This is a genomic window from Variovorax sp. GW821-FHT10B04 (assembly GCF_059415645.1).
The window spans coordinates 99,877-113,243 of the sequence record NZ_JBWKNQ010000013.1 but is presented as its reverse complement, the minus strand read 5'-3'; the positions used below and the strand labels follow the sequence as shown (position 1 = coordinate 113,243).

The window sequence follows — 13,367 nt, the reverse complement described above, 5'->3', positions numbered from 1 at the left end:
CCCATGATTTCCGGAAAAACCACCCTGATCGCCCACCTGGGCTACCCGACCGAAGCCTTCAAGGCGCCGATGATCTACAACCCCTGGTTCGACAAGAAGGGGATCGACGCGGTGGTGGTGCCGATGGGCGTCAAGCCCGAGGACTATGCGGCGTCGCTCGCGGCGATCTTCCGCTTCTCCAACATCCGTGGTGCGCTGGTCACCATGCCGCACAAGGTCACGACCGTCGGCCTGGTCGACGAGGTCACGCCGACCGCGAAGATCGCCGGCGCCTGCAACGCGATCCTGCTGCGCCCCGACGGCACGCTGCTGGGCGACCAGTTCGACGGCGCCGGCTTCGTGCGCGGCGTCGAGCGCAAGGGCCGCCTCTTCAAGGGCGAGCGCGTGATGGTGTCGGGCACCGGCGGCGTCGGCTCGGCCATTGCCGCATCGATCGCGGCGGCCGGCGCGGCAGAGCTCGCGCTGTTCGATACCAACGACGCTTCGGCGAAGGCGCTCGGCGAACGGCTGGTCGCGCACTATCCGCAGCTCAAGGTCAGCACCGGTTCGAAGGACCCGGCGGGCTACGGCATCGTGGTCAACGCCACGCCGCTGGGCATGAAGGACGACGACCCGCTGCCCTATGACGTGTCGCGCATCTCGCCCGACGCCTTCGTCGGCGAAGTCGTGATGAAATCGGAGTTCACCCCACTGCTGCGCGCCGCCAAGGACAAGGGCTGCGCCGTGCAGGTCGGCACCGACATGCTCTTCGAGATGATTCCGGCCTACCTCGAATTCTTCGGCTTCGGTACGGCCACGCCGGAAGAACTGCGCGCGGTGGCTCAACTCAAATACTAGGTTTTCGCTTCACGCCATGAGCATCTTCGACGGCTTTCTCTCCACCCCGCAGGTCCTCGACGCCTTCAGCGACAGCCACTTCGTCGATGCGATGCTCCGCTTCGAATCCGCGCTGGCGAGCGCCCAGGCCGCCGTCGGACTGATCCCCGAATCGGCCGCCCATTCGATCGCGAGCAGCTGCAAGGTCGAGCTGTTCGATGTCGCGAAGATCGTGCGCGACAGTGGCCGCGCCGGCAGCGTCGCCATCCCGCTGGTCAAGAGCCTGAAGGAGTCGGTCGCGCTGTTCAACGCCGACGCCTTGCCGCACGTGCATGTGGGCGCGACCAGCCAGGACGTGATCGACACCGCGATGGCGCTGGTCACGCGCGATGCGCTGGCGCACGTCGAGGCCGACCTCGACCGCGCGATCGATGCACTGCTGCAGCACGCGTCGCAGCATGCCGCCACGCCCGTGCTGGCGCGCACGCTGATGCAGCCCGCGTCGGTCACGAGCTTCGGTTTCAAGTGCATCGGCTGGGTCGCGCCGCTGCTGCGCAGCCGCGAACGGCTCCGGGCCGCGGCGCCGCATGCGCTGCGCGTGCAACTCGGCGGCGCGGTCGGCACGCTGGCGCAGATGAAGGGGCAGGGTGCGGCCGTGCGCGCGCGCATGGCCGAGTCGCTCGGACTCGGCGACCCGGGCGCGACCTGGCACACGCAGCGCGACGAGTGGGTCGCACTCGGCTGCGAACTCGGCCTGCTGACCGGCAGCCTCGGCAAGATCGCACTGGACATCTCGCTGATGGGCCAGTACGAGGTCGGCGAGCTGGCCGAGCCGAGCGAGCCGGGCCGTGGCGGTTCGTCGGCGATGCCGCACAAGCGCAATCCGGTGGCCTCGATGGTCGCGCTGGCGGCTGCGCACCGTGCGCCGCAGCGCGTGGCCGCACTGCTGGCCGCCATGCCGCAGCAGCACGAGCGGGCGCTCGGCGCCTGGCAAGCCGAACTCGCCGAGTGGCCGCAGCTGTGGATGGCCGCGCACGGCAGCCTGCATGCACTGGCCGGCGCCTTGCCGGGGCTGCAGGTCGACGCGGCACGCATGCGCGCCAACATCGATCACCTGCGCGGGGAGCTGCCGCAGCAGGCCGCGGACGAGTGGTTCGACCCGGCCCTGGCGGAACAGATTTCGGCCACGGTGCAGGAACAGGTCGCCGCACTCGGACATCGCCGGGCCGCCCTGCGCGGCCCCGGGGCTTCACGCAAAATCGATGCACCTGCCGCCACCGAAAGCTCTTCCTGATGAATGAAAGTACGCCGCCCGCCTCCGAGTACGAGGCTGGTCTCGTCAACCGTCGCCGCGTGCTCGGCGATGCCTGGGTCGACAAGTCGCTTGCCAACCGCAACGGCTTCAACGCCGAGTTCCAGGAACTGATCACCCGCCACGCCTGGAACGACATCTGGGGCCGCCCCGCGCTGGGCGACAAGACGCGCCGCTTCATGGTGCTGTCGATGATGCTCGGCATCCACGCGTACGAGGAGTTCGCGATGCACGTGCGCGCCGCGCTCGACGGACCGCCCGAGTCGCGCCTCACCCCCGACGACATCAAGGAAGTGATCATGATGTCGGCCATCTACTGCGGTGTGCCCGTGGCGAATCACGCCTTCGGCATTGCCACCGGCATCCTCCGCGAAAAAGGCCTGCTGGAACCCGCCAAGTGAGCGGCTCGGCCGCCTCGCGCCGCGCCGACGGGATCTCTTTCGCGCTGTTGCTGCCGTTGCTGCTCGCGGCCCAGCCGGTCGCGACCGACAGCTACCTGCCCGCGCTGCCGGCCATCGCGCGCGAGATGGGTGCGGCCAGCGCCACGCTCACCGTCTTTGTCCTGTGCTTCGGCCTCGGCCAGTTGCCGTGCGGGCCGCTGGCCGACCGCTTCGGCCGCCGGCCGGTGCTGCTGACCGGCCTGGCCTGCTACGCGCTGGCAGCGATGGGTTGCGTCGTCGCGACCGGTGTGCCGATGCTGGTCGTCTGCCGCGGGCTGCAGGGCTTCGCGATGGCCGCCGTGCTGGTCTGCGCGCGGGCCGCGGTGCGCGACCTGTACCCGGCGCATGAAGGTCCGCATGTCATGGCGCGCGGGCTGACCGGCCTGGGCGTCGTGGCGCTGGCCGCACCGCTGATCGGCGCGGCCGCCGTGCAATGGGGCGGCTGGCGATGGGTGCTGGGCAGCATGGGGCTGTACGCCGCCGTGCTCTGGGCGCTGTGCGCGCGCTACTTCCACGAGACGCTCGTCGCTGGCGTGCCGGGTGCGCCCCAGGGCAGCCTGCGCGAAGTGTTCGCGAGCCAGCGCTTCCGCGCCTGGGCCTCCGTCGCCGCGTCGACCTACGGCGGCATCTTCTGCTTCCTGCTGTTCTCGCCGATGGTCTACATCGACTACCTCGGTTTTTCGCCCGCGATGTACGGCTGGATTCCGGCGGGCGGCTCGGCAATCTACGTGTTCAGCACCACGATGTGCCGGCGCCTGCTGCGGCGCTTCGGCCCGGTGGGCACGGTGCAGATCGGCGCGCTGCTGAGCATCAGCGGCCCGATGCTGCAGGCCCTGGGCTGCTGGCTGTTGCCGATGAGCGCCTGGCCGCTGCTGCTCGGGCATGCGGTGTTCGTGCTCGGCCATGGCATCCACCAGCCCTGCGGCCAGGCCGGCGCGGTCGGCGACCTGCCGCACCTGGCCGGACGCGCGGTATCGTGGTCGGGTTTCTGGATGATGCTGGTCGCGTTCGTGGTCGGGCAGATCGCCGCGATCTTCGTCGGGCCGGAAGGCAGCAGCGGTGCCTGGCCGATGGTGGTACCGATGTGGCTGGCCGGCGTGTCGCTGGTGCTCATCGCTTTTTTCTGGCTGCCGCGCCTGCATGCGCCACGCCTCCAACAACGAAAGGACACATCCTCATGATCCGTCTGAATGTCGTGCGCGAAGGGCAGGGCCCGATCGTCGTGCTGAGCCACGCACTGGGTTGCGACCTCCACATGTGGGACGCCGTCGCCGAGCGGCTCGCCAAGGCGCACACCGTGATCCGCTACGACCACCGCAACCACGGCGCGTCCGAACGCGTGCCCGGCGCGGTGAGCATGGAGACACTGGCCGAAGATGCGGCCGCACTGATCGCGCGCGAGGCCGACGAGCCCGTGCACTTCGTCGGCCTGTCGATGGGCGGCATGACGGCGCAGGCGCTGGCACTGCGCCATCCGGGGCTGCTGAAGGACGTGGTGATTGCCAATTCGGCTTCGCACTATCCGGACCAGGCGCCCTGGGTCGCGCGCGCGGCGCGGGTGAAGGCCAACGGCGTGGCCGATGTCGCGGCCGGTGCGGTCGAACGCTGGCTCACGCCGGCCTGGGCCGCCACGCCGGAAGGCGCCGCTGCGGCGGCTGCGCTGCACAAGACGCTGGTCGCGACGGATGCGGACGGCTACATCGCCAGCTGCAACGCTGTCGCCGCGATCGATTTCCGCGAAAGCAACCGCCGCATCGCGGTGCCGACGCTGGTGATCGCCGGCACGCAGGACCTGGCGACGCCGCCGGCCATGTCGGAGCAGATGGTCGCCGCGATTCCCGGCGCGAAGCTCGCGACCATCGATGCGGCGCATGTGAGCGCGGTCGAGCGGCCGGACGAGTTCGTCGAACTGCTCATCAACTTCTGGAGAGGCTGATATGACCGCCCGTTTGAAGATCGATTTCGTCTCCGATGTCTCCTGCCCGTGGTGTGCCATCGGCCTCACGTCGCTGGAAGCGGCCCTGCAGCGCGTGGCGCCCGAGGTCAGCGCCGAGCTGCATTTCCAGCCCTTCGAACTCAATCCGCAGATGGCGCCGGAGGGCGAGGACACGGTCGAGCACCTGACGCGCAAGTACGGCATTTCGGAAGAGCAGGCCAGCGCCAATGGCGAGGCGATCCGGGCGCGCGGCGCAGCGGTCGGCTTCGAGTTCGGGCTGGCCAAACGCAAGCGCATCTGGAACACCTTCGACGCGCACCGCTTGCTGCATTGGGCCGAGCTGGAGGGCGAGGCGGTCCAGACGGCGCTGAAGAAGCGCCTGCTGAAGGCCTATTTCACCGACGGCGACAACCCGTCGGACGTCGAACTGCTGGTGCGGGCCGCGACCGACGCCGGGCTCGATCCGGTGCGTGCCCGCGCGATCCTCGCGAGCGACGAATATGCGGCCGAGACGCGCGAGCGCGAACGCATGTACACCGATGCCGGCATCCATTCGGTGCCGGCGATCATCATCAACGACCGGCACTTGATCTCCGGCGGCCAGCCGGTCGAGGTGTTCGAGCGCGCGCTGCGGCAGATCGCCGGCGCGGCGCCGTCGGACGTCGCGCAGGCTTGACGCGTCCACCGGCCGGCAACTGCCGCGTGGTGGCGAGCGGTCACCACCACTTTCATTCGCTTACGACTCGCTTGTAAATCGGGTCAACCCGGCGCATCGTCGGCGGGTTGAGCAGATCGGCGCGCCGATCTGCTTCGGCCTGTCACCTGCCAAGGAGAGTCGATGAAGCCATCGAAGCGAAACGCGGTCCTCGCGTGCAGTGACGCCACGCTGCGGTGGGTGGCGTCCGTGTGTGGCGCGCTGGTGCTCGGCGCCTGCGCGGTGGCGCCGGGTTTCGGTCCGGTGACCGCGCCGAAGGTGTCCGCGCCCGACGAGGCGTCGCAGCGCCGCTGGCTCGATCGCGTGAGCTGGGGCAGCGATGCACGCAGCGCGGCGCAGCTGTCGCAGCAGGGTCTGCCGGCCTGGCTCGGCCAGCAGCTCCATCCCCGCGCATCGGTGCTTCCCGCGGCCGCGCAGGCGCAGATCGATGCGATGGCCATCTCGCGCACCCCGGTCGACGAACTCGCGCGTTCGCTCGATGCGCAGCGCAAGGCGGCCGATGCGCAGCCCGATGAAGACGGCAAGAAGGCGGCCCGGCAGGCCTATCAGCAACGGCTGAATCAGCTCGCACGCGAGTCGCAACAGCGCTTCTTGCTGCGCGCGCTGTATTCGCCGGACCAGCTGCAATCGCAGATGACCTGGTTCTGGATGAACCACTTCAACGTCGACACGCGCAAGGACAACATCCGCGCGTTGGTGGGCGACTACGAAGAGAGCGCCATCCGGCCGCATGCGCTCGGCCGCTTTCGCGACCTGCTGGGTGCCACGGTGCGCCATCCGGCCATGCTGCGCTATCTCGACAACGCGCAGAACGCGGCCAACCGCATCAACGAGAACTACGCGCGCGAGCTGATGGAGCTGCACACGCTGGGCGTCAACGGCGGTTACTCGCAAGCGGACGTGCAGGAGCTGGCCCGCGTCCTGACGGGCGTCGGCGTCACGTTGCGCGATCCGGCCGAGCCGCCACCGAAGCTTCGTCCCGGCTTGCAGGCGGCGTACGTTCGGCAGGGCCTGTTCGAGTTCAACCCGAACCGCCACGACGACGGGCCCAAGACGCTGCTCGGTCAGCCCATGACCCGGCACGGCCTGGCCGAGGTCGACGAGGCGCTCGACCGGCTGGCGAGCGCACCGGCCACCGCGCGCTTCATCTCGAACAAGCTCGCCGTCTACTTCGTTTCCGACGCGCCGCCGGCCGAGCTTGTCGACCGCATGGCCGCGACCTTTCAAGGGAGCGGCGGCGACATCGCGGCGGTCCTGACGACGATGTTCGAATCGTCCGAGTTCACCGCGTCGCTCGGGCAGAAGTTCCGCGACCCGGTGCATTACGTGATCGGCAGCGTGCGGCTGGCCTATGACGATCGCGTGGCGCTCAACGTGAACCCGATGCTCGGCTGGATCAACTGGATGGGCGAGGGGCTCTACAACCACCAGACGCCCGAGGGCTACCCGCTCACGCGGGCCGCCTGGTCCAGCGCGGGCCAGATGGCGACGCGCTTCGAGATCGCCCGTGCGATCGGTGCCAACGGCGCGGTGCTGTTCCGCACCGACAACGCGCCGCTGGAGAAGCCGCCGTTCCCGGCATTGGCGGCATCGGACGCCGTGAAGACCGCGCTGCCCACCCTGAGTGCCGGCACGCGCGACGCGCTCGCGCAAGCGAAGACACCGCAGGACTGGAACACCTTCCTGCTGGCCTCGCCCGAATTCATGCATCGGTGAGCCGAGAACGCAGGACGTGGAACACAGTTCGGCCTCGAAGCTCGACACCCAAGGACATCGCCATGCAACGCCGTGACCTGCTCAAACTCCTTGCCGCCGCACCGCTTGCCGGTGCCGCGGGCCAGCTCATTGCCGCGCCTGCGGCCGACGGGGCCAAGCTGCTCGTCGTCTTCCTGCGCGGCGCCTACGACTGCGCCAACCTGCTCGTGCCGATCGGCGGCGAAGCGCGGGCGTTCTATGAAGCCTCGCGCCCGACCATCGCCGTGCCGATGCCCGGCCAACCCAACGGCGCGATCGCGCTCGACAACCAGTGGGGCCTGCACCCCGCGCTGGCCGGCACGGTCATGCCGCTGTTCGAGAAGCAGCAGGCTTCGTTCATTCCCTTCGCCGGCACCGACGACCTCACGCGCAGCCACTTCGAGACGCAGGATTCGATCGAGCTCGGCCAGGCGCTCGACCGCAGCCGCGACTACCGCTCGGGCTTCCTGAATCGCCTGGCCGGCGTGCTCGGCGGTGGCCCGCTCACGGAGGTGTCGCCGATCGCCTTCACCGACCAGCTGCCGCTGTCGATGCGCGGCGACGCGAAGGCTGCCAACATGGCGCTGGCCAGCGTCGGGCGGCCGGGCATCGACGAGCGCCAGGCGCAGATCATCGAGTCGATGTACCGCAACACGCCGCTGGGCGCGCAGGTGGCCGAGGGCTTCAAGGTCCGCAACGACGTGATGGCCGCGGTCAAGGCCGAGATGGACAACGCCAGCCGCAACGCGATGAGCGCCAAGGGCTTCGAGCTGGTCGCGCGGCGCATGGGCAACCTGATGCGCGAGCGCTTCGACCTGGGCTTCGTCGACGTGGGCGGCTGGGACACGCACGTGGGACAGGGCGGCGGTGGCACCGGCTACCTGGCCAATCGGCTGGAGGAACTGGGCCGCGGCGTGGCCGGCTTCGCCGAGGAGATGGGCGACAGCGCCTGGCGCGACACCGTTGTGGTGGTCATCAGCGAGTTCGGCCGGACCTTTCGCGAGAACGGCAACAAGGGCACCGACCATGGCCATGGCACGGTGTACTGGGTGCTCGGTGGCGGGCTGTCGGCCAAGGCGGGTGGCCGGGTGGTGGGCGAGCAGGCGCAGGTGTCGAAGGCGGGGCTGTTCCAGGACCGGGACTATCCGGTTCTCAACGAATACCGGGCGGTGTTCGGCGGGCTGTTCGCGCGCATGTACGGGTTGACGCCTGCGCAGCTCGACCGCGTGTTTGCCGGTGTGAAGCCACGCGATCTGGCGTTGATCTGACGGCGTCTACTGGCGCCGAGGCCTGCTCGGCGTAGCGCTCGCGCGCGGGGTTTACCAGCCCTCCGGCAGGTCGCCGTTGTCGCGGTCGCCGCTGTCGGCGGACGGCCGGCGGTCGCCGGAAGACGCGAAGGCGAACACCATGGCAATCAGCGCCGTGATCACCACGGGAATCCAGTTGCCCTTGGCTTGCCAGGCCATCACCGCGGTGAGCCCTGCAACGGCCAGCCAGCGCAGGCTGAAGTCGCGCAGCCCGCCGCGCTGGAGCGTGCGCCGCACGCCAGCCAGCGCGAAGACGAGCACCAGCACACCGACGGCGGCGGCCGCGATGCCGGTGACGCCATGGATCAGGGTCTCGCTGCCGAAGAAGCGGGTCACCGCGATCGCCGCTGCCAGCACCACGAGACCGCCCGAACACATCCGCATCGTGCGCCAGCGGTAGGCCGCGTAGCCGAGCAGGACGATCATCACGCCGAAGGCGGCCAGGTCGTACATCGTGAGGCCGGCCTTCGTGCCGCTGTCGCTCGTGTCGATCGAGTTCCTGGCGAACACCAGCGGGGTGGCGGCCACCTCGGGCCGCTCGGGCAAGGGGCCGCCCAACTGGACGGCCAATGCATCGATGGCCGTGTCGATGCCGCTGAAGTAGTCCTCGTCGCCCAACAGGGGCCGGGCCTGCTCGTTGGCGATCCGTGTGACCACGGCACTGGGCACGCGGGCATCGAGGCCGCGACCTGCCTCGATGTGCATGCGGCGCTGATCGATGGAGACGAGGAGCAGTACGTTGTCGTCCTGGCCTTCGGTGCTGGACGTCCAATGGTCGAACACGGCGGATGTGTAGCGCTCGACAGGCTCCGAGCCCGTGCCCGGAACGATGAGCACCGCGGGGTGGATGCCGCGCTGCGCCTGCAGGTCGGCAAGCTTGAATTGAACGCGTGCGAGTTCGGCGGGGTTGAGCACGTTCGCCATGTCGGCGATCGGTGCACGCCATTCGGGCAAGGCGATCTTTGCGGCGTCGCCGGCCCGCACCTGCGCGGCCGCACCTGCCATGAGCGCGAGCATCCCGCAGACGAGCAAGACGACATGCAGGATCCGTGAAGAACCCATCGATGCAGTGCGCTCAAGTGCAAAGAATTGCATGGAGACCATCGTAGCCACGCTTTGCAAATTTCCACGTCAGTGAAAGCCGCACGGCGCACGTTTTTTTATGTACGGCAAGTAGTTGGAAGTTTCAGTTAAAGCCATTGCACGACGCTGTCACGATGCGCAACGGCAGCGACGCGCGTTGAAGGTTGCAGCGCGGCAACGGAAGCGAACCTTGTCTTGTGTTCCTGCTGCGGCGCGCTCGCAGGGTCAGGTACCGGTCACTCGGCTCGCGCACAATGCGCCGCACAACATTTCCGTCACCGAGCTCACCATGTCCGAACCTCGCTACCTTCCGCGCCAGGCCGTCGCGTCCGGCGGCAACCGTTGGGACTGGGCGTTGCTGCCGCTGGTGCTGGCCGTGCTGTTCGCACTGGCGTACGGCGGATCGCAGATGGCACGGCCTTATCAGCTGGGCGAGACGCTGCCGATCAGCCTCGACCCATGGATGCTTCCGTACTATCTGCTGCGGACCACGTTGCGCATGTTCCTGGCGTTGGGCGCGTCGCTGCTGTTCGCCTGCGTGTTCGCCGCGCTGGCTGCCAAGTACCGCGCAGCCGAACGGGTGCTGGTCCCGATGCTCGACATCCTGCAGTCGATTCCGATCCTGGGTTTCCTGTCGATCACGGTCACCGGCTTCATCGCGCTGTTCCCCGGCAACCTGCTCGGCGTGGAGTGCGCGGCCATCTTCGCGATCTTCACGTCGCAGGCCTGGAACATGGCCTTCAGCCTGTACCAGTCGTTGCGCACCGTGCCGTCCGAACTGCGTGAAGCCGCCGCCGTGTTCCAGCTTTCCGGCTGGCAGCGCTTCTGGCGGCTCGAGCTGCCGTTCGCGATGCCGGGCCTGCTCTGGAACATGATGATGTCGATGTCCGGCGGCTGGTTCTTCGTGGTGGCGTCCGAAGCCATCGCGGTGTCGAACCAGAGCATCAAGCTGCCCGGTGTCGGCTCGTACATCGCGATGGCGATCGAGGCGCGCGACCTCGGCGCCATCGGCTGGGCCATCGGCGGCATGCTGGTCGGCATCGTGCTGTACGACCAGTTGTTCTTCCGCCCGCTGATCGCGTGGGCCGATCGCTTCCGTTTCGAGGAAGGCAGCAGCGAGGACGCGCCGCGTTCGTGGCTGCTGACCTGGCTGCGCCGCACCGAGCTGCTGCAGCGCGCCGGCGAGCTGGCTGGCCACATGCTCGAACGTGCGCTGCTGTGGTTCCGGCTGGACCACGACGGCACGTCGATCAAGGCCCGCCCGCGCACGCCCGACTGGCGGCTCGAGCGCGCATGGGACGCGACGCTTGCCGCCACCGTGCTGCTGGCAGCGGTCTGGCTGCTGCGCTTCATCCACACGGAAGTCGGCTGGGCCGAGGTCGGCCATGTTTTCGTGCTCGGGCTGTACACGATGGTGCGGGTGCTGGTGCTGATCGCGCTGGCGGCGGTGGTCTGGGTGCCGATCGGCGTCTGGATCGGCATGAACCCGCGCTGGTCCGGCCGGCTGCAGGGCGTGGCGCAGTTCCTCGCGGCCTTTCCGGCGAACCTGATGTTCCCGGTCGCCGTGCTGTTCATCGTGCGCTGGCAGCTGAACCCGAACGTGTGGCTCGCGCCGCTGATGGTGCTCGGCACGCAGTGGTACCTGCTCTTCAACGTGATCGCCGGCGCCTCGAGCGTGCCGACCGAGCTGCGCTACGCTGCGAGCAACCTGGGGCTGAGCGGCTGGCTGAAATGGCGCCGTTACCTGCTGCCGGCGGTGTTCCCGAGCTTCGTCACCGGCGCCATCACGGCCAGCGGCGGCTCGTGGAACGCCAGCATCGTGGCCGAGTACGTCACCTGGGGCGACACCACGCTGCAGGCCGCGGGCCTGGGCAGCTACATCGCCCACATGACCGCCATCGGCGACTTCCCGCGCATCGCGCTGGGCATCGGCGTGATGTGCGTGTTCGTGATGGGCATGAACCACTTCGTCTGGCGTCGGCTCTACGAGCTGGCCGAGAGCCGGATGCACATCTGATGCGCGGGCGGCAGCGCAAGGAAGACGCATGACAGAACTGATCGTTGAATTGCAGGGCGTGGGCAAGTCCTTCCGCTCCGCCGATGGCGCCGCACGCTCCGTGCTGGAAGGCGTGGACTTCCGGCTGGCCGAAGGCGAGATCGTCGCGTTGCTGGGCCAGTCGGGCTCCGGCAAGTCGACGCTGCTGCGCATCCTGGCCGGACTGATCGGCGTCGACGAGGGCAGCGTGCGCTACCGCGGCCAGCCCCTGTACGGGCCGGCACGCGGCATCGCGATGGTGTTCCAGTCCTTCGCGCTGTTCCCGTGGCTCACGGTGCAGCAGAACGTCGAGCTCGGCCTCGAAGCGCGCGGCGTTGCACGCACCGAGCGGGCGCGCCGCGCGTCGGCCGCGATCGATCTGATCGGCCTCGCAGGCTTCGAAGGCGCGTTGCCGCGCGAACTCTCGGGTGGCATGCGGCAGCGCGTGGGCATCGCGCGCGCGCTGGTGGTCGAGCCCGAGGTGCTGCTGATGGACGAGGCTTTCTCGGCCCTCGACGTGCTGACCGGCGAGCGGCTGCGCGACGACATCCTGCAGCTGTGGGACGGCGGCGCGATGCCGACCAAGGCGATGCTGGTGGTGTCGCACAACATCGAGGAAGCCGTGCTGATGGCCGACCGCGTGCTGATCTTCTCGAGCAATCCGGGGCACGTGCGCGCCGAATTGCCGATCACGCTGCCGCGGCCGCGCGATGTCGACAGCCTGGAGGTGCGCGCCCTGATCGACGAGGTCTACGCGCTCATGACCGCGGGCGCGCCGGCCGCGGGCCGTGCGCGTGGCGAACCGCAGCACCTGCACCTGGCCGACCGCCTGCCCGATGCCGACGTTGACCGCATGGAGGCGCTGCTGGAGATGCTGGTCGAGGACGACCGCGAGGGCCGTGCCGATCTGCCGCAGCTGGCCGAGGAGGCCGAGCTGGCCGACCACGAGCTGCTGCCGCTGGCCCAGGCGCTGGCATTGCTGGGCTTCGCGACGCTGGCCGACGCCGACCTGCATCTCACCGAACTCGGACGCCGTTACGTCTCGGGTGCGCACACGCTGCGCCAACAGCTGTTCGGCCAGCAATTGCTCGCGCACGTGCCGCTGGCCGCGCACATCCGCCACAGCCTGGAGCAGGCGCCGTCCGGCGAGCTTGCGCAGGAGCCCTTCCTGCAGTTGCTGCACGAGCGTCTCGAAGCGCCGGTGGCCGAGCGCGTGCTGCGCACGGCGATCGAATGGGGGCGCTATGGCGAGGTCTTCGAATACGACTTCCACACCGGGCTGATCCACCTGCCCGCCGGCGACCCGGCGGCGGCCGGCGCTCCGGGCTGAGCCGGCGCAAGCCTCGGGACTCAGGACTTGTCGGCCGAAGGATGCTGCTCGATGCCTTGCGCGTCGAGCAGGTAGCGGTCGCGGGTGCGGATGTAGTAGCTCGCACCGAAGCGCGCCACCGGAAAGTAGTTTTCCAGCCGCACGCGCCAGGTGTCGATGTCGATCAGCTCGTCGCGTGCATGCATCCAGCGCACCTGGCCGATGAAGACCTGGCGGCTGGCGGTTTCCATCGTCTCGAACAGCGTGCATTCGAAGGCGACCGGCGCTTCGGCGATGCGCGGCGGCGCCACTGCCTTGCTCGGCAGCGATGTGAAGCCGACCACGTCGAGCTCGCTCACGTGCGGCGGATGCTGCACACCGCATTGGTCCATCTGCCAGGCGATCGGTTCGTCCGCGATGTGCACCACGAACTCGCCGGTGCGCACGATGTTGTTCGCGGTGTCCTTCAGCGAGTTGTCGGTGCGGCGGTTCAGGCTGATCATCACGATCGGTGGCTCCTCGCCGACCATGTTGAACATGCTGAAGGGCGCGGCGTTGACCGTGCCGTCCGGCCCGAGCGTGGTGACCAGCGCGACCGGGCGCGGCACGATCAGGCTGGCCATGAGCTTGTAGCGCTGGTATTCGGTGAGGGTGGCGAAGTCGATGTCCATGGTGTGTCG

Annotated in this window: 12 protein-coding genes; 10 read left to right on the top strand and 2 right to left on the bottom strand. The window is 68.8% G+C overall.

What is annotated here, in order from left to right:
• Positions 1-3: 3 nt before the first annotated feature.
• The 8 genes from AC07PZ_RS26225 (at position 4) to AC07PZ_RS26190 (ending at position 8,221) form a co-directional block, all read left to right on the top strand.
• On the top strand, positions 4-837 hold the full coding sequence (locus tag AC07PZ_RS26225; protein ID WP_495298093.1) for a shikimate dehydrogenase family protein: 834 nt from the start codon (positions 4-6) through the stop codon (positions 835-837).
• 16 nt (positions 838-853) lie between these two features.
• Positions 854-2,110, top strand: a complete 1,257-nt coding sequence (gene pcaB, locus AC07PZ_RS26220; protein ID WP_495298092.1) for a 3-carboxy-cis,cis-muconate cycloisomerase — start codon at positions 854-856, stop codon at positions 2,108-2,110.
• Complete coding sequence (locus AC07PZ_RS26215; protein ID WP_495298091.1) at positions 2,110-2,529, top strand: carboxymuconolactone decarboxylase family protein; 420 nt, start codon at positions 2,110-2,112, stop codon at positions 2,527-2,529. Before pcaB ends, AC07PZ_RS26215 begins: the two co-directional genes overlap by 1 nt.
• The gene (locus AC07PZ_RS26210) at positions 2,526-3,749 is read left to right on the top strand and encodes an MFS transporter (protein WP_495298090.1); all 1,224 of its coding nucleotides are present in this window, start codon (positions 2,526-2,528) and stop codon (positions 3,747-3,749) included. Before AC07PZ_RS26215 ends, AC07PZ_RS26210 begins: the two co-directional genes overlap by 4 nt.
• Positions 3,746-4,504 carry an alpha/beta fold hydrolase gene (locus AC07PZ_RS26205; RefSeq protein WP_495298089.1) on the top strand — a complete coding sequence of 253 codons (759 nt, stop codon included), beginning with the start codon at positions 3,746-3,748 and terminating at the stop codon, positions 4,502-4,504. Before AC07PZ_RS26210 ends, AC07PZ_RS26205 begins: the two co-directional genes overlap by 4 nt.
• A 1-nt stretch (position 4,505) precedes the next feature.
• Entirely contained in the window at positions 4,506-5,180 is a 675-nt protein-coding gene (locus tag AC07PZ_RS26200) for a DsbA family oxidoreductase (protein WP_495298088.1), read from the top strand.
• A gap of 162 nt (positions 5,181-5,342) precedes the next feature.
• A complete protein-coding gene (locus AC07PZ_RS26195) occupies positions 5,343-6,935 on the top strand; it encodes a DUF1800 domain-containing protein (protein WP_495298087.1) in 1,593 nt (530 codons plus the stop codon).
• 62 nt (positions 6,936-6,997) lie between these two features.
• Complete coding sequence (locus tag AC07PZ_RS26190; protein WP_495298086.1) at positions 6,998-8,221, top strand: DUF1501 domain-containing protein; 1,224 nt, start codon at positions 6,998-7,000, stop codon at positions 8,219-8,221.
• A 51-nt stretch (positions 8,222-8,272) separates the two neighbouring features.
• On the opposite strand, the gene AC07PZ_RS26185 is transcribed toward AC07PZ_RS26190, so the two are convergent.
• Complete coding sequence (locus AC07PZ_RS26185) at positions 8,273-9,322, bottom strand: TPM domain-containing protein (RefSeq protein ID WP_495298085.1); 1,050 nt, start codon at positions 9,320-9,322, stop codon at positions 8,273-8,275.
• Positions 9,323-9,632: 310 nt separating this feature from the next.
• Here AC07PZ_RS26185 and AC07PZ_RS26180 point away from each other — a divergent pair, with 310 nt between their 5' ends.
• Positions 9,633-11,360: an ABC transporter permease gene (locus AC07PZ_RS26180; protein ID WP_495298084.1), complete on the top strand. Its 1,728-nt coding sequence runs from the start codon at positions 9,633-9,635 to the stop codon at positions 11,358-11,360.
• Between the two features lie 28 nt (positions 11,361-11,388).
• A complete protein-coding gene (locus AC07PZ_RS26175; RefSeq protein ID WP_495298083.1) occupies positions 11,389-12,708 on the top strand; it encodes an ABC transporter ATP-binding protein in 1,320 nt (439 codons plus the stop codon).
• 20 nt (positions 12,709-12,728) lie between these two features.
• Here AC07PZ_RS26175 and AC07PZ_RS26170 read toward each other — a convergent pair whose 3' ends face one another.
• Entirely contained in the window at positions 12,729-13,358 is a 630-nt protein-coding gene (locus AC07PZ_RS26170; protein WP_495298082.1) for a flavin reductase family protein, read from the bottom strand.
• Positions 13,359-13,367: the final 9 nt, after the last annotated feature.

Coding starts and splice junctions, on each gene's coding strand:
- AC07PZ_RS26225 (WP_495298093.1), top strand. CDS start 4: ATGATTTCCGGAAAAACCACCCTGATCGCCCACCTGGGCTACCCGACC.
- pcaB (WP_495298092.1), top strand. CDS start 854: ATGAGCATCTTCGACGGCTTTCTCTCCACCCCGCAGGTCCTCGACGCC.
- AC07PZ_RS26215 (WP_495298091.1), top strand. CDS start 2,110: ATGAATGAAAGTACGCCGCCCGCCTCCGAGTACGAGGCTGGTCTCGTC.
- AC07PZ_RS26205 (WP_495298089.1), top strand. CDS start 3,746: ATGATCCGTCTGAATGTCGTGCGCGAAGGGCAGGGCCCGATCGTCGTG.
- AC07PZ_RS26200 (WP_495298088.1), top strand. CDS start 4,506: ATGACCGCCCGTTTGAAGATCGATTTCGTCTCCGATGTCTCCTGCCCG.
- AC07PZ_RS26195 (WP_495298087.1), top strand. CDS start 5,343: ATGAAGCCATCGAAGCGAAACGCGGTCCTCGCGTGCAGTGACGCCACG.
- AC07PZ_RS26190 (WP_495298086.1), top strand. CDS start 6,998: ATGCAACGCCGTGACCTGCTCAAACTCCTTGCCGCCGCACCGCTTGCC.
- AC07PZ_RS26185 (WP_495298085.1), bottom strand. CDS start 9,322: ATGGGTTCTTCACGGATCCTGCATGTCGTCTTGCTCGTCTGCGGGATG.
- AC07PZ_RS26180 (WP_495298084.1), top strand. CDS start 9,633: ATGTCCGAACCTCGCTACCTTCCGCGCCAGGCCGTCGCGTCCGGCGGC.
- AC07PZ_RS26175 (WP_495298083.1), top strand. CDS start 11,389: ATGACAGAACTGATCGTTGAATTGCAGGGCGTGGGCAAGTCCTTCCGC.
- AC07PZ_RS26170 (WP_495298082.1), bottom strand. CDS start 13,358: ATGGACATCGACTTCGCCACCCTCACCGAATACCAGCGCTACAAGCTC.